The sequence below is a fragment of the Lentzea miocenica genome (genome assembly GCF_033949945.1).
Taxonomy (GTDB): domain Bacteria; phylum Actinomycetota; class Actinomycetes; order Mycobacteriales; family Pseudonocardiaceae; genus Lentzea; species Lentzea miocenica.
The window spans coordinates 1-15,650 of the sequence record NZ_JAXAVW010000036.1; the positions used below are offsets into that span (position 1 = coordinate 1).

A 15,650-nucleotide genomic window follows, 5' to 3' on the forward strand; every position below is an offset into this window, starting at 1 on the left:
TCATCATCACGACCCGCCGCATGGCGACCCGATCCGAGGCTGTGTCGTACATAAGCTTGTGTTTGAAACTTCGACGCCCTTGGCCTCTGAGCTCAGAAGAGCTACCGGCTGGGTCTTCATCGTTTCGCGGTCACCCACTCTACCACAGTCCGTGGAAGCTTGGTTCGTGACCCCCGCCGCACTCCGTTCCGGTGTTCCCGGCCCGTTCCGCGCTGACAGAGAGAAAGTTACACGCACGCCAACTCAGGGTCAAATCGGGGGCAACCCAGCCACCTGCGATTAAGAAATCGCAGGTCAGCAGCCCCGTACAGGACCCACGAACAAGCTATCGCAGCGCCATAGCCGTGCACACTGTGGCCGCCGTCACACCGAGAAAGATCGGAGGCCGCCGATCCGCAGTGGGATCGACGGCCTCCGAGGCACCGAACGTGCAGGTCAGAGCTCTACCTGCACGCCTGCGTTGTTGCGCTTGCCGCGTCGGAGCACCAGCCACTTGCCGTGCAGCAGGTCCGAGACGGCCGGCTTCCACTCCTCGTCGGTCACCTTCGCGTTGTTCACGTAGGCCCCGCCCTCGTTCACCGTCCGCCGTGCGGCACCCCGGCTCTCGGCCAGGCCCGACGCGATCAGCAGGTCGACGATCGTGGGCTCGTCGGCAAGCCGCACCTGTCCCTTGGGCGCTTCGGCCAGTGCCGCTTCCAGCACGGAAGCGTCGAGGTCACGCAGCTCGCCGCGGCCGAACAGCGCCGATGACGCCAGGATGACCTGCTGCGTCGCGCGCTCCCCGTGCACCAGGTCGGTGAACTCCTGCGCGAGACGCTTCTGCGCGGAACGCAGGTGCGGCTTCTCCGCGGTCTCCTTCTCCAGCTGGTCCAGTTCCTCACGCGTGAGGAACGTGAACAGGCGCAGGTAGCGGAGGACGTCGGCGTCACCGACGTTCACGAAGTACTGGTACCAGGCGTACGGCGACGTCAGCTCCGGGTCGAGCCACACGTTGCCGCCACCGGTGGACTTGCCGAACTTCCTGCCCTCGGCGTCGGTGACCAGCGGCGCGGTCAGCGCGTGCACGTGCTTGCCCTCGACGCGGCGGATCAGGTCCACCCCGCCGACGATGTTGCCCCACTGGTCCGAGCCGCCGATCTGCAGCGCGGTGCCGTACTTGCGGTGCAGCTCCAGGTAGTCGTTCGACTGCAGCAGCAGGTAGCTGAACTCGGTGTACGACATGCCATCGCCCTCGAGGCGGCGCTTCACCGTCTCCCGCGACAGCATGACGTTGATCGAGAAGTGCTTGCCGACGTCACGCAGGAACTCCAGCGCGCTGATCTGGCCGGTCCAGTTCAGGTTGTTCTCGACGACCGCGCCCGTGGGCGACGAGTCGAAGTCGACGAACCGCTCCAGCTGGCCGCGGATCCGGTCGGCCCACTCGGCGACGGTGTCCAGCGAGTTCAGCGTGCGCTCACCGGTGTCGCGCGGGTCGCCGATCATGCCCGTCGCGCCGCCCGCCAGGACGATCGGCCGGTGCCCCGCCATCTGGAAGCGCTTGAGCATCAACAGCGGGACCAGGTTGCCGGCGTGCAACGACGGCGCCGTCGGGTCGAAACCGCAATAGAGCGTGAGCGGGCCGGCGTCCAGGTCCTTCCGGAGTGCGTCGAGGTCGGTGGACGTCGCGATCAGGCCGCGCCAGGAAAGTTCGTCAAGGATGTGCTCGCTCACGACGCTGATTCTCCCCCACCTGCCCAAACCGGTTTCGACCTGCCTACCCGAGCTGGACGCGGGCGTCGGCCAGGCGTGCTCGATCGAGCAGCAGCGCGGTGCGCGCCTCACCTCGGCGGTGGCCGGTGGACCGGTGCAACGCGAGCGCTCGTTCGCCACAGGCGAGGGCCTGGGGCAGGTCGCCGTTGGTGAGGTGGATGTCGAGCAGCACGGTGAGCGCATCGGCCGCGACGATGCGGAAGCCGACCCGGTCGGCCTCGGCGAGTGCGTGTTCGGCCAGGATCCGGGCGTGGTCGTGCCCGCCGAGCCTGAGGTGGCAGGCGGCGAGGCCGGTGAGGGCGACGACCTCGGCATAGCCGGTGTTCGCGTCACGTGCGAGCCGCAGCGCGTGCTCGTGGTCGGCGCGTGCGGCGGCGGCCTGACCGAGGCGCAGCCGTACCCCGCCGAGGGTGTTGAGCGCGTTGGTCCGCACTGGAAGGTGGCCGGTCTCGGCGGCCAGCGCTGCCGCCTCGACGGCGCGGTCCAGCGCGCGGTCGTGTTCGCCCTGGTCCAGCCAGATCTCGGCGAGGACGCGCAAGGACTCGGCCTCCGCGCCGCGGTCGCCGATCTCGCGATGCAGCGCCAACGCCAGGGCTACGTGGTCGTGCGCGGTGTCGAACCGGCCGAGCAGGTGGTAGGTCTCGCCGAGGTTCGCGAGGTTCACCGCCTCGTTGGTGCGGGATCCAAGCCGGCGGTGCAGCTCGAGCGCGCGCGTGTGGTGCTCGACGGCGCGTTCGAGCTCGCCCTGCAGCTCGTGGACGAGGCCGAGGTTGCCGAGTGCGTTCGCCTCTCCCACCAGGCGTCCGGTCCGGATCGCCACGTCGAGGCTCTGCCGGTAGTGCTCGGCGGCCGCAGGCAGTTCGCCCAGCCAGAAGTACGCGGTGCCGAGGTTGCTCAGCGCGATGTTCGCTCCGTCGAGCCATCCTCCGGACCGCGCCTGCTCGACAGCTCTGGTGTAGTGCTCGATGGCCACCCGGTAGCGGCCGTGCAGGCGGTTCAGGTCAGCGAGGCTGAGTTCCGCCGCGGCCAGGCCGGCCAGATCACCGGCGGAGGTGGCGGCGGTGAGTCCTGCCGTGGCGATCGCCAGCCATTCGACCGTGCACATCCGCAGCCAGCAGTAGCCGCGCAGCGAGTCGGCCAGCAGCCAGGCGGCCCGCGCCGGTCCCTGTTCGGCTGCGAGCCGGGCGGCGGCGACGAGGTTCGGCAGCTCGGCGTCGAGCCACGCCAGTGCTTCCGCCGAAGCGCCAAAGCCTTCTGCCGCAACCGGAATCGGCAGCCGGACGCGTTGCGGGAAGAGAGTTCTGGCGCCTGCCTCGACGCCTGCGAGGTACCAGTCGAGCAGCCGGCCGGTGGCCTCCGACCGCTCCGCGTCGTTCTCCTCCCGCTCGGCCGCGTACAGCCGGAGCAGGTCGTGGAACGCGTAGCGGCCAGGCGCCGGTCGGAGCAGCAGGTGCGCGTCGGCGAGCAGGGCCAGCACCGGTCCGGCGTCGGAGCCGATCAACGCGGTCGCGGCCGAGACGCCGAAGTCAGGTCCAGGGACGAGGCCGAGCAGCCGGAACAACCTGGCGGCCGCCGCGGGCAGGGCGGCGAAGGAGTGGTCGAACGCGACCCGCACGGCCGTCTCGTCGTCGCCGACGACCGAGAGCAGGTCGAGCCGGTCGTCCGCCGCGAGTTCGGCGACGTGGTCCGAGACCGTCCGTTCGGGACGCAGGGTCAGGTTGGCTGCCGCGATCCGCAGTGCGAGCGGCAGGAACCCGCACAGCCGGGCGAGCTCCGCCGTCGCGTCGGGGTCGGCCTGGGCGCGCGCGACGCCCAACGTCCTGACGAGCAACGCGTGCGCCTCCTGCGGGGTGAGCAGACCGAGGGGGAGGTGGGCCGCTCCGTCGCGGGCGATCAGGCCACCGAGGCCGTATCTGCTGGTCACGACCACCGCGGCGGCTGGACCGCCGGGAAGCAGCGGACGTACCTGCTCGACGTCGCGCGCGTCGTCGAGCAGCACCAGCATCCGCCGGTCGGCGAGCAGGGTCCGGTAGAGATCGGCGGCGCGATCGAGGTCCAGTGGAATCTGCCCGGCCGGCACTCCCAACGCCGACAGGAACCCGGACAACGCCTCGATCGGCGACATCGGTGAAGCCGGCGCGTGGCCACGCAGGTTCACGTACAGCTGGCCGCCGCCGAACCGGTCGCGCACGCGGTGCGCCCAATGCACGGCGAGCGTGGTCTTGCCGACTCCCGGCACTCCGGCGATCACCGCGATGGCCATCGATTCCGTTGTGCCACCGAGAAGTGCGTCGAGCCGGTCCAGATCGCCCGCCCGTCCGGTGAACGCCGAGATCGCCGCGGGCAGCTGCGCGGGAGCCGTGGCCTCCGGTACGGGATCGGCAGACCGGCCCCAGTAGGCACCGAGCGCGTCGCCGCCCGCGAGCACGGCCTGTTCCACCTGCCGCGGCACGGAGCTCGGTTCGATCCCGAGTTCTTCGACCAGCGTGGCCCGCAGCCGCCGGAACGCGGCGAGCGCTTCGCTCTGCCTGCCCGCGCCGTACAGCGCGAGCATCAGCTGCGCCCACAACCGTTCGCGCAACGGGTGTTCCCGCACCAGCACGGTGAGTTCGGCGGCGAGATCGGCGAACCGCCCGAGCCGCAGATCGAGGTCGACGCGGCGTTCCAGCACCGCGAGCCGCCGTTCGTCGAGCCTGACCGCGGCCGGCCGGCAGGAGTCGAGGGCGATGTCGTGCAACGCGGGTCCGCGCCACAGTTCGAGCGCCGTCCGCGGCGAGTCGTCGTCGGTGAGTTCCTCGAACCGGTCGGCGTCCAGCTCACCCGCGCCGACCCGCAGCAGGTAGCCGGGCGATCGGGTCACCAGCCGACCGGCGGGCAACACCCGCCGCAGCCCTGCGACGCAGCCGTGCAGCAGACCCCGCGCGTTGGCCGGTGGCGCGTCTCCCCACAGGTCTGTCACCAGCCGGTCCCTCGACACCACCCGGTTCGCGTCGAGCAGCAGCAACGCGAGCAGTCCCCGTTGCTGCGGCCCGCCCAACGCGACCGGCAGGCCGTCGGACAGCACCTCCAGCGGTCCGAGGATTCTGAACTCGACGGGCACGGCGGACCTCCACTGGGTTTGGAGAACACCCAGTGAAGACCCGCCGCGCCGTGCCGCGATACGTCAGAACTCGCAGTCCTCGATGTCAGCGAGGTCGACGAAGCAGACGTCGCCGCCGAATCCGCCGATGACCGTGTCGTTGCCGGAGATCCCGTCGACAGCCCGGATGACGTCCGCCGACTGCCCTCCACGCAGCACGTTCGCGCTGCTGTTGCCGGTGATGACGTTCGGCCCGATCGCGCCGTTGACGTTCTCGACGTCGGTCCGGTTGTTGTCGCCCTCACCCGGTTCGCCGTCGTTGGCGACGCTGTCCAGGCTCACCGTCATCGTCCGGCCGGCACCGAACTGGCGTGCGCTGTAGTTCGCCGTGTCGATGCCCGCGCCACCGTCGAAGGTGTCGGCACCGTCGAGGGAGACCAGTGCGCCGGAGCTGTCGTTGCCGTCCCCACCGATCGCGCCGTCGTTGCCGAGCCCGCCGATCAGCTCGTCGTTCCCCGCCTCACCGAAGAGGAAGTCAGGGCCCGCCTCACCGGTGATGAGGTCGTCGCCCTCGCCGCCGAAGAGCGCGTCGTTGCCGTCGCCGCCGGACAACCGATCATTGCCGTTGCCACCGCTGATGTTGTCGCTGAACGGGCCGCCGAAGACCCGGTCGTTGCCATCGCCGCCGAACAACGACCCGCTGCCGCCGACGACCAGTCTGAGGGTGTCGTCTCCGGCGCCGCCCGCGAGGTTGGTGTTCGCGGCGAGCGTGTCGTTGCCAGGGCCGCCGTCCACGGTCGTCTGGCCGAGGCCCGCGCTCAGGTCGATCACGTCGTTGCCCGAGCCGCCCACGACCCGCGTGACGTCGGAGGCGATGTTGTCGCGCTCGTTCGCCGCGCCGTCGTTGGCGTTGCCGTCGAGGGTGACGGTGACCGGCGTGGTCCTGCCGCTGTAGAGGGCGGTGTCGACACCGTTGAACGGATTGTTGGGGCTCCCGATGAACGTGTCCGCGCCGTCCGCGGCCACGTCGGAGACCATCGTGTCGTTGCCGGCGCCACCCTCGAAGCGGTCGTTCCCCGCGCCGAGGCACACGGTGTCGTTGCCACCCAGCCCCAGGACGGTGTCGTTGCCCCCACCAGCGAAGATGACGTCGTTGCCCTCGGTCCCGATGATCGAGTTGTTGTTGTCGTCACCGGATCTGGTCACCGTCAACCCGTTGCAGGTCAGCGCCGCGTGAGCGGGCGCCACCGGGATCAGCAGCGCGCCGGCGAGCCCGGCGGCCACCAGGAGTGCCTTTCGCATCGAATGTTCCTCCCCTTGCCATCAAGTGCGTGGGGCGGACGCTGCCCGAGCGGGATGGGCAACTTCTGGGTATCCGCTGGGAGAACGGGTTTCGACCTGGTACCGCGGCGGGTACGCCGTCACCATGACGGACCCACGTGATGCGGAGCTGCGCCGGCCCACCGAGCACATGCCGCGCGTGAACGAGCGCGTGAACGAGCCGGTCGCGGAGGAGCGTGTCGTCGAACGCGACGACTACAGCAAGGTGCGGACGGTGCGGACCGTCTGCGCGGTGATCGACATCGTGTGCTGGACGTTCGCCATCGTGCTGTTGGTGCACATCTTCCTGGTGGTCGCAGGCGCGAACGCCGGCAACGGGTTCTTCCAGTTCATCGCTGGCTGGGCGAGCGGGATCACCCTCGGCCTGGACGGTCTCTTCACGCCGGACAACCAGTCCGTGGCGGTCCTGTTCAACGAGGGCCTGGCCGCGGCGCTGTGGTTGATCATCGGCGCGTTGCTGACCAACCTGATCACCCGCCTGGCATTGCCGGTCGACTACCGGCGCGCCTGGTACCGCAGGACCGTCAGGCCGTAAGAATGGCGGGGTGGCCGAGTACGAGTTCGACGTCGCCCTGTCCTGCGCCGAAGAGGACCAGGCGTTGGTGTTCCCGATCGTCCAACGCCTGAAGGACCTGGACGTCGAGGTCTTCTACGACAAGGAACGCCAGGTCGAGATGTGGGGCCTCGACCTGGTGGAGTACTTCTCTCAGGCGTACAGCCGACGCGCGAGGTACGTCCTCCTCTTCGGCTCACAGCACTACGTGGACAAGTGGGCACGGCTCCAACGGCGCGCTGCACTCGCACGCGCGTTGGAGCAGCACACCGAGTACGTGCTGCCGATCCGCATCGACGACACCGAGATACCTGGTCTTCCGTCGACCATCGGCTATCTGGACCTGCGCGTTCACGAACCGGACGTGATCGCACAGGCCGTCGTGCAGAAGCTCGCGCAACACCGTGCGGACTTCACGGCCACTACGCCGATCACACCCCAGTCAGTGGCCGCGCTCGTGCGGGAGAAGCCGCGCGGCTGGGAGTACCTGCTCTACGTGACCGTTGTGTCGCAAGGGCTTGCCGAGCTGGAGTCGAAGTACTGGGAGCACTTCCTCCGGTACGCGCCGCGCAACGGGGCCGTCGAGCACGGCAACGGGATCACCCTGATCCGGGACCGCAACGTGATGCTGAGCGAGATCATCAAGGTCGCGGTCGACACGGTCTTCACGGCGGACACCCAGGAGGCCGCGTTCGGCCAGCCGGGCGTGCCGGGCGACCCCGACCGGATCGTGCATCTGGGCGAGCTGTTCGTGCGGACGTTCGACGAGATCCTCGAGTGGGCGCGGGGGATCCACGGGACCAGCTACGCGCAGGACCCCGCACGGGTCGCGGCCCGGATTCAGGCGCAGTTCGCTGACCAGCAGCTACGGGCGATGCACGCGGTGGCGCAGGACCTGCGCCTGGTGGCGGACACGCTGGTCGAACGGCTGACCGCCGGTGAGCAGATCAACATGACCGTGCCGCTGGTGTTCGAGGTGGATCCGGAGCTGGAGCGGAAGTTCAAGGCAGCGTTGGACAAGCTCTCACGCTGACGTGCGGCGCTTGCCGCCTCTCTTGTAGGTCGACACGGCCGGAGAGTCGATCCAGAACCGCCACGGCACATCCATCGCAACGGCGACACCAACGCGCGGGCCGGAACGAACCGCAGTCGCCGGCTCCCCCGCGTACAACCGCACCGGCGAGTCGGCGGACGTCAGGTCAACGCCGTTCTGAGTGCGGTCCAACCCCAGGACCTTGCACAGCCGTGCGGGTCCTTTCGCCAGTTCGGCGGCAGAACGCGAGGCCGGCCGTCGAGAGAAGGCGACGTCCTCACCGGACACGACCTCGCCGGCTCGCAACAAAACCGCGCCGGGCACGCCGTCGGTCAGCGAGACCACGTTGGCGCAGAAGTGCATGCCGTAGACGAAGTAGACGTACAGGAAGCCGGCCGGGCCGAACATCACCTCGTTGCGCGGGGTCATGCCGCGGTAGCAGTGGGAGGCCGGGTCGTCGCCGCCCCGGTACGCCTCCACCTCGACGATGCGCACCCGCACGTCGCCCGCCTCCAGGTAGGACCCGAGGAGGAGCTGGGCGGCATCGACCGGGTCGATGGCCAGCTCCTCCCTGGTCAGCAGCCTAGAACTCACGTGCGGAGGCAGCCTTCGCCACGAGTGCGTCGAGCTGTTCGCGGACGCGTTCGGGGGCGGTGCCGCCGTGGGCGTTGCGCGAGGCGATGGAGCCCTCGACGGTCAGCACCGAGCGCACCTCCGGGGTCAGGGCAGGAGAGATCGCGGCGAACTCGTCGTCGGTCAGGTCTTCCAGGCCGACGCCGCGGGACTCGGCGGCGCGGACGCAGGACCCGGCGGCCTCGTGTGCCACGCGGAACGGAACTCCTTGGCGCACAAGCCATTCCGCGATGTCCGTGGCGAGGGTGAAACCGGCCGGAGCCAGTGACGCCATGCGTTCGACGTCGAAGCGAAGAGTCGCGACCATGCCGGCGAAGGCGGGCAGCAACACTTCGAGCTGCTCGACCGAGTCGAACAGCGGTTCCTTGTCCTCCTGCAGGTCGCGGTTGTAGGCCAGCGGCTGGGCCTTCAACGTCGCGAGCAGGCCGGCGAGGTTGCCGATCAGGCGGCCGGACTTGCCGCGCGCGAGTTCGGCGACGTCCGGGTTCTTCTTCTGCGGCATGATCGAGCTGCCGGTGGACCACGCGTCGTCCAGCACCGCGAAGCGGAACTCGGCGGTGGTCCAGATGATGACCTCTTCCGCGATGCGCGAGAGGTTCACGCTGATCATCGCCAGCACGAACGCGATCTCGGCGGCGAAGTCGCGGGACGCGGTGCCGTCGATGGAGTTCTCGACCGGCGCGTAGAAGCCCAGGTCAGCGGCCACCTTCGCCGGGTCGAGGCCGAGCGAGGAACCCGCCAGGGCGCCCGAGCCGTACGGGGAGAACGCGGCGCGCTTGTCCCAGTCGTGCAGGCGGTCGACGTCACGCAGCAGCGCGTGCGCGTGTGCCAGCAGGTGGTGGGACAGCAGCACGGGCTGTGCGGACTGCAGGTGCGTGCGGCCCGGCATGACCGCACCGAAGTTCGACTCGGACTGCGCGGCCAGCGCGTCCACGACGTCCAGCACGCCGGCGGCGACGCGGCGGGCACCGTCGCGCAGCCACATGCGGAACAGCGTGGCGACCTGGTCGTTGCGGGAACGGCCGGCGCGCAGCTTGCCGCCCAGCTCGGTGCCCGCGCGGTCGATCAGGCCGCGCTCCAACGCCGTGTGGACGTCCTCGTCCTCGAGCACCGGGGTGAAGGCACCGGACTCGACGTCGGCCAGCAGCTCGTCCAGCGCCTTCTGCATGCCGGCGAGCTCGTCGTCCGTGAGCAGACCCGCCGCGTGCAGCACACGGGCGTGTGCGCGCGAACCGGCGATGTCATACGGCGCCAGCCGCCAGTCGAAGTGCGTCGACAGCGACAGGCGGGCCATCGCCTCGGCCGGCCCCGACTCGAACCGGCCACCCCACAAAGAACTCATCGAAGCGCAACTTTCATTTGGCGAACTTTCAGCTAGCGAAGTCGTACAGCGATTCTTCCGAACGGGCCACCAGCCCGACCACGCGCCCCTCGTACAGCGCGACGTCGACCTCACCGGAACCCGAGGTCAGTGCCATTCGTGCGACCCGCACCGCGACGGATCCCAGACTGGACCTCACGACACCGGCACGGAAGTTGAGCTCGCGGACGGCCTCGGCGACGGAGACGGTCTCGCCGTCCACCGCCACCGGCACGCCCGCGTCGAACGTCAGAACGGCGTGCACGGGCTCATTCATCGACGGAACCCGAGGCCAGCGCGGTGATCCGGTCGGCGAGCTCGGCGCCGGTCATCGGCTCGCGGGCCACGACCAGGATCGTGTCGTCACCCGCGATCGTGCCGACGACCTCGTGCAACGCGGCGCGGTCCAAAGCGGAGGCGAGGAACTGCGCGGCGCCCGGCGGGGTCCGCAGCACCGCGAGGTTGCCCGAGAAGTCGGTCGACACCAGCAGCTCGCCAAGTACACGCACGAGCCGAGTGGTGCCGCCCTGGACGCCACGCACCGGGCTGCCGTCCTCCGGGATCACGTAGACCGGCGCACCGCCGTCAGGGCCGCGCAGCTTGACCGCGCCCAGCTCGTCGAGGTCGCGTGACAACGTGGCCTGGGTGACGTCGATGCCTTCCGCCGCAAGCAGTTTCGCGAGTTCGGACTGGCTGCGGACGGCGCGCTGGGACACCATCTCGACGATGCGGCCCTGACGGGCGGTGCGGGTCATGACGACTGCTCCAGCAACCACACGAGCAACGCCTTCTGCGCGTGCAGGCGGTTTTCGGCTTCCTGCCACACGAGCGACTGCGGGCCGTCGAGCACCTCGTCGGTGATCTCCCAACCGCGGTGCGCGGGCAGGCAGTGCAGCACGGTCGAGTCGGGCTTGCCGGTCGCGGCCAGCAGATCGGCGTTGACCTGGTACGGCCGGAACGGGCCGACGCGGTCCTTGCCGTCGTTCTCCTGGCCCATCGACGTCCACGTGTCGGTGACCAGCACGTCCGACCCGTCGACCGACGCCCGCGGGTCGTTGATCAACGCGACCGAACCACCGGTCTCCGCGGCGCGCTTCTTGGCGTCTTCGAGGAACTGCGGGTTCGGTACGAACGAAGCCGGTGCACCGATGCGAACGTGCATACCGGCCGTGGCGCCACCCAGCAGCAGCGAGTGCGCCATGTTGTTGGCGCCGTCGCCCAGGTACGTCAACGTGAGACCGGCCAGCTTGCCGTAACGGCGGCGGATCGTCTGCAGGTCCGCGAGCACCTGGCACGGGTGGAACTCGTCGGTCAGCGCGTTGACCACGGGAATGCGCGACACGGAAGCCATCGCCTCCATGCGCGCCTGCGCGAACGTCCGCCACACCACCGCGTCGACGTAGCCGGACAGGATGCGCGAGGTGTCCTCGATGGTCTCCTCGCGACCCAGCTGCATCGAACGACCGTCGATGATCACCGGGTTGCCACCGAGCTGCGCGATGCCGACCTCGAACGACAACCGCGTGCGGGTGGAGTTCTTCTCGAAGATCACCGCGACGGACTTGGGGCCCGCCAACGGCTTCGCGGTGAACCGGTCGGCCTTGTACTCGTCGGCCAGGTCGAGCACGGCGGACTGCTCGGCCGGCGTCAGGTCGTCGTCGCGCAGGAAGTGCCTCGGGCTCACGGCGTCTCCTCGAAGAAAGTGGGGAGCGCGGCGACGAAGGCCTGCGCGTCGGACTCCTCCAGCACGAGCGGCGGGGCGAGCCGCAGCACGTCCGGCTGGATCGGGTTGATCAGGTAACCGGCCTTCTGCGCGGCCGCCGCGGCCTTCGCCGAGACCGCCTCGCGCAGCGTGATGCCGAGCAGCAGACCGGCTCCCCGCACTCCGGAGATGGCGGGGTGGTGCAACGCCTCCACGCCCGCGGCGATCTCCTTGCCCACGGACGAGGCGTGCTCCAGCAGGCCTTCCGAGGCGATCGTGTCGAGCACCGCGAGACCGGCGGCGCAGCACACCGGGTTGCCGCCGTAGGTGGTGCCGTGGTGGCCGGGCTTGAACAGCTCCGCCGCCGCGCCGAACCCGATCGTCACGCCCAGCGGCAGGCCGCCGCCGATGCCCTTGGCCAGCGTCATGACGTCCGGCACGATCCCGGCCTGCTGGAACGCGAACCACGTGCCGAGCCTGCCGACGCCGGTCTGCACCTCGTCGAGGATGAACAGCGCGCCGTGCTCGGAGGTGATCCGGCGGACCTCCTGGAGGTAACCGGCGGGCGGCACCATGACGCCCTGCTCGCCCTGGATCGGTTCGACGATGAACGCCGCCGTGTCGTCGTCGATCGCCGCTTCCAACGCCGCCACGTCACCGAACGGGATGTGCGAGACGCCCGGCACGAGCGGTTCGAACGGCGCGCGCTTCGGCTCCTGCCCGGTGAGCGTCAGCGCGCCCATCGTGCGGCCGTGGAACCCTCCGATCGTGGAGACGATCTTGGTGCGGCCGGTGAGGCGCGCCATCTTCAGCGCCGCCTCGTTCGCCTCGGCGCCGGAGTTGCAGAAGAAGACCTTGCCCGGTTCGCCCGCCAGGTCCAGCAGGCGTTCGGCGAGCTTCAGCGCGGGCTCGTTGACGTACAGGTTGCCGGTGTGGCCGAGCTTCGCGATCTGGGTGGACACCGCTTCGACGATCGCCGGGTGGGCGTGGCCGAGAGCGTTGACGGCGAGGCCGGTCAGCAGGTCGACGTAACGGTTTCCGTCCGCGTCCCAGACGTGCGCGCCCTCGCCGCGTTCCAGTGTCAGCGAAGGTGTGCCGTAATTGTCCATCATGGACTGTTGCCACCGCGAGGTCACTTGCCGTCCCCCAAGACCATCGTTCCGACACCTTCAGTGGTGAAGACTTCGAGCAACACGCTGTGCGCCAGCCGGCCGTCGATCACGTGCGCCTGCGGGACCCCGCCGCGCACCGCGCGCAGGCAGGCCTCCATCTTCGGCACCATGCCGCTTTCCAGGTCCGGCAGGATCTTCTCCAGCTCGGAGGCCCGGATCTGGTTCAACAGCGACGACTTGTCCGGCCAGTTCGCGTAGAGCCCCTCGACGTCGGTCAGCACGACCAGCTTCTCCGCTCCCAACGCGACCGCGAGAGCGCCGGCGGCCGTGTCCGCGTTCACGTTGTGCGGCACACCGTGGATGTCCGGCGCGACCGACGACACGACCGGAATGCGGCCCGCACGCACGATGTCGAGCACCGCGTCCGGGTTGACTTCCGTGATGTCACCGACGAGACCGATGTCGACCTCTTCGCCGTCCACGATCGCACCACGGCGCGTGGCCGTGAACAGGTGCGCGTCCTCACCGGAAATACCCACCGCGTAGGGACCGTGCTGGTTGATCAGGCCGACGAGCTCACGCCCGACCTGGCCGACCAGCACCATCCGCACGACGTCCATGGCTTCCGGGGTCGTGACGCGCAGGCCGCCGCGGAACTCGCTGTGGATGCCGAGCCTGTCCAGCATCGACTTGATCTGCGGACCGCCGCCGTGCACGACGACCGGGCGCAGGCCGCACAGCCGCAGGAACACCATGTCCTCGGCGAACGCCTTCTTCAGCTCGTCGTCGACCATGGCGTTGCCGCCGTACTTCACGACCACGAGCGCGCTGCGGAAACGCTCCAGCCACGGCAGCGCTTCGACGAGGACTGCCGCTTTTTCTTGTGCGTTCATGAGGAGTAAGCGCTGTTCTCTTCGACGTAGTCGTGGGACAGGTCCGTGGTGAGCACGGTGGCTTCGGCGTCACCGACGTTGAGGTCGATGACGATCTCGATGTCGCGGCCCGAAAGGTCGGCTTCCGAACGGTCGCGGTCGCGCGTTCCGTTGCGGTACAGCGAAACGCCGTTGATCAGGATCTGCAGCACGTCCGGGTCGATCTCGGCGTCCGCGCGGCCGAGCGCCATCGCGATGCGGCCCCAGTTCGGGTCGCTGCCGAAGAGTGCGGTCTTGACCAGGTTGTCCTCGGCGACGGTCCGTCCGACGTGGACGGCCTCGGCCTCGGTGGCGGCCTGCTTGACGGTGATGCTGATTTCCTTCGTCACACCCTCGGCGTCGCCCTGGAGCTGCTTGACCAGGTCGGCGGAGACCTCGGTCAGCAGAGCCACGAAGTCCTCGAACGAGGGCTCGACACCCGAAGCACCCGAAGCCAGCACCAGCACGGTGTCGTTGGTGGACGTGCCACCGTCGACGTCGAGCCGGTCGAACGTACGACCCGTGGCGAGGCGCAGTGCCTTGTCCAGCGAGTCGCCGGAGATCTTGGCGTCGGTGGTGATGACCGACAGCATCGTGGCCATGTTCGGGGCGAGCATGCCAGCGCCCTTCACGAACCCGCCGACGGACCAGCCCTGCTCGGAGGCCTTCCACGACTGCTTGGGGCGGCTGTCCGTGGTCATGACACCGGTGGCGGCGTTGAGACCGGCCTCGACCGAGGAGTCCAGCGCCTTCACGACGTTCTCGACGCCGGTCAGCACCTTGTCCATCGGGAGGCGCTCGCCGATCAGGCCGGTCGAGCAGACCGCGACGTCGACGGCGCCGGTGCCGAGCACCTCGGCGACCTTCTCCGCGGTGGCGTGGGTGTCCTGGAAGCCCTCGGGACCGGTGCACGCGTTGGCGCCGCCGGAGTTGAGCACGACCGCGGTGAGGCGTCGGGACTGGATCACCTGCTGCGACCACAACACCGGCGCGGCCTTCACCTTGTTCGTGGTGAAGACACCCGCGGCGGCGTCGGTCGGCCCGTCGTTCACGACGAGCGTGAGGTCGAGAGCGCCGGATTCCTTGATTCCGGCGGCGATCCCGGCGGCACGGAAGCCCTGGGGTCCGGTGACGCCCTTGTTGCGGTTCACGGAGCGACTCCAACGGTCGAGAGGCCGGTCGTTTCCGGCAGTCCGAGAGCGAGGTTCATGCACTGGACAGCGGCACCCGCGGTGCCCTTGGCCAGGTTGTCGACGGCGGCCACGACCACGAGCCTGCCCAGGTCCTCGTCGACGGTGACTTGCAGCTGGACGGCGTTCGACCCGAGAACGGCGTTCGTCGTCGGCCAGAATCCTTCGGGCAGCAGGTGTACGAACGGCTCGTCCGCGTACGCCTTCTCGTAGGCCTCGCGAACGTTTGCGCCGTCCCTGAGCTGCGCAGTACAGGTGGCGAGAATGCCGCGCGACATCGGTGCGAGCACCGGCGTGAAGCTGACCTTGATCGGACGGCCCGCCGCGGCGCTCAGGTTCTGGGTGATCTCCGGCGTGTGCCGGTGCGCGCCACCGACGCCGTACGCGCTGGCCGAGCCCATGACCTCGGACCCGAGCAGGTTCGGCTTCAGCGACTTGCCGGCACCACTGGTGCCCGACACGGCGACGATGACGACCTCGTCCTCGATGAGGTCCACGGCCGGCGCGAGCGCCAGCGACGAGACCGTCGGGTAGCAGCCCGGAACGGCCACGCGGCGCGCTCCGACGAGCCTGTCCCGCTGGTTGGGAAGCTCCGGCAGCCCGTACGGCCAGGTGCCCGCGTGCTCGCCGCCGTACCACCGCGCCCAGTCGTCCGCGCTGGTCAGCCGGTGGTCGGCACCGCAGTCGATCACCACGGTGTCGTCGCCGAGTTGCCCGGCCAGCTCGGCTGAGTGACCGTGGGGAAGTGCGAGGAACACCACGTCGTGCCCCTTGAGGGTCTCGACTGTGGTGTCTTGGAGCCGGCGGTCCGCGAGCGGCAGGAGGTGCGGCTGGTGCTTGAGCAGCAAGTCGCCGGCGCTGCTGTGCGCCGTCAGGGCGCCGATCTCGATGTCCGGATGAGCCAGTAGCAGGCGGAGCAGTTCGCCACCCGCGTACCCGCTGGCGCCCGCGACCGCGATCCTCACTGTCATGCGCATGATTATGCAC

General features: G+C 69.4%; 14 protein-coding genes. 2 read left to right on the plus strand and 12 right to left on the minus strand.

Features of this window, described 5'->3' with window-relative positions:
- Positions 1-435: 435 nt before the first annotated feature.
- From tyrS to SK803_RS35405, 3 genes are all read right to left on the minus strand, one after another.
- A complete protein-coding gene (gene tyrS, locus SK803_RS35395) occupies positions 436-1,710 on the minus strand; it encodes a tyrosine--tRNA ligase (protein WP_319970549.1) in 1,275 nt (424 codons plus the stop codon).
- 43 nt (positions 1,711-1,753) lie between these two features.
- The gene (locus SK803_RS35400) at positions 1,754-4,849 is read right to left on the minus strand and encodes an AfsR/SARP family transcriptional regulator (protein ID WP_319970550.1); all 3,096 of its coding nucleotides are present in this window, start codon (positions 4,847-4,849) and stop codon (positions 1,754-1,756) included.
- Between the two features lie 63 nt (positions 4,850-4,912).
- Positions 4,913-6,130, minus strand: coding sequence for a calcium-binding protein (locus SK803_RS35405; protein WP_319970551.1), 1,218 nt, complete (start codon positions 6,128-6,130; stop codon positions 4,913-4,915).
- A 124-nt stretch (positions 6,131-6,254) separates the two neighbouring features.
- Here SK803_RS35405 and SK803_RS35410 point away from each other — a divergent pair, with 124 nt between their 5' ends.
- Positions 6,255-6,704 carry a hypothetical protein gene (locus tag SK803_RS35410; protein WP_319970552.1) on the plus strand — a complete coding sequence of 150 codons (450 nt, stop codon included), beginning with the start codon at positions 6,255-6,257 and terminating at the stop codon, positions 6,702-6,704.
- Between the two features lie 10 nt (positions 6,705-6,714).
- Positions 6,715-7,755: a toll/interleukin-1 receptor domain-containing protein gene (locus SK803_RS35415; RefSeq protein ID WP_319970553.1), complete on the plus strand. Its 1,041-nt coding sequence runs from the start codon at positions 6,715-6,717 to the stop codon at positions 7,753-7,755.
- Here SK803_RS35415 and SK803_RS35420 read toward each other — a convergent pair.
- The 9 genes from SK803_RS35420 to argC are packed head-to-tail and all read right to left on the minus strand — an operon-like array spanning position 7,747 to position 15,634.
- Positions 7,747-8,349: a DNA-3-methyladenine glycosylase gene (locus tag SK803_RS35420; RefSeq protein ID WP_319970554.1), complete on the minus strand. Its 603-nt coding sequence runs from the start codon at positions 8,347-8,349 to the stop codon at positions 7,747-7,749. The two genes, SK803_RS35415 and SK803_RS35420, sit on opposite strands and share 9 nt — an antisense overlap.
- Positions 8,339-9,730, minus strand: coding sequence for an argininosuccinate lyase (gene argH / locus SK803_RS35425; protein ID WP_319970555.1), 1,392 nt, complete (start codon positions 9,728-9,730; stop codon positions 8,339-8,341). Before argH ends, SK803_RS35420 begins: the two co-directional genes overlap by 11 nt.
- A 28-nt stretch (positions 9,731-9,758) precedes the next feature.
- Entirely contained in the window at positions 9,759-10,025 is a 267-nt protein-coding gene (locus tag SK803_RS46645; RefSeq protein ID WP_406601630.1) for an argininosuccinate synthase, read from the minus strand.
- Positions 10,018-10,503 (minus strand): arginine repressor, encoded by a 486-nt coding sequence (locus tag SK803_RS35435; protein ID WP_030474027.1) that lies wholly within the window; start codon positions 10,501-10,503, stop codon positions 10,018-10,020. The genes SK803_RS46645 and SK803_RS35435 overlap by 8 nt, the downstream gene beginning before the upstream one ends.
- On the minus strand, positions 10,500-11,432 hold the full coding sequence (gene argF / locus SK803_RS35440) for an ornithine carbamoyltransferase (RefSeq protein WP_319970556.1): 933 nt from the start codon (positions 11,430-11,432) through the stop codon (positions 10,500-10,502). The genes SK803_RS35435 and argF overlap by 4 nt, the downstream gene beginning before the upstream one ends.
- Positions 11,429-12,562, minus strand: a complete 1,134-nt coding sequence (locus SK803_RS35445; RefSeq protein WP_319970557.1) for an acetylornithine transaminase — start codon at positions 12,560-12,562, stop codon at positions 11,429-11,431. The genes argF and SK803_RS35445 overlap by 4 nt, the downstream gene beginning before the upstream one ends.
- 20 nt (positions 12,563-12,582) lie before the next feature.
- Positions 12,583-13,455 (minus strand): acetylglutamate kinase, encoded by an 873-nt coding sequence (gene argB / locus SK803_RS35450; protein WP_319970558.1) that lies wholly within the window; start codon positions 13,453-13,455, stop codon positions 12,583-12,585.
- Positions 13,452-14,624, minus strand: a complete 1,173-nt coding sequence (gene argJ / locus SK803_RS35455) for a bifunctional glutamate N-acetyltransferase/amino-acid acetyltransferase ArgJ (RefSeq protein WP_319970559.1) — start codon at positions 14,622-14,624, stop codon at positions 13,452-13,454. Before argJ ends, argB begins: the two co-directional genes overlap by 4 nt.
- A complete protein-coding gene (gene argC, locus SK803_RS35460) occupies positions 14,621-15,634 on the minus strand; it encodes an N-acetyl-gamma-glutamyl-phosphate reductase (RefSeq protein ID WP_319970560.1) in 1,014 nt (337 codons plus the stop codon). The genes argJ and argC overlap by 4 nt, the downstream gene beginning before the upstream one ends.
- Positions 15,635-15,650: the final 16 nt, after the last annotated feature.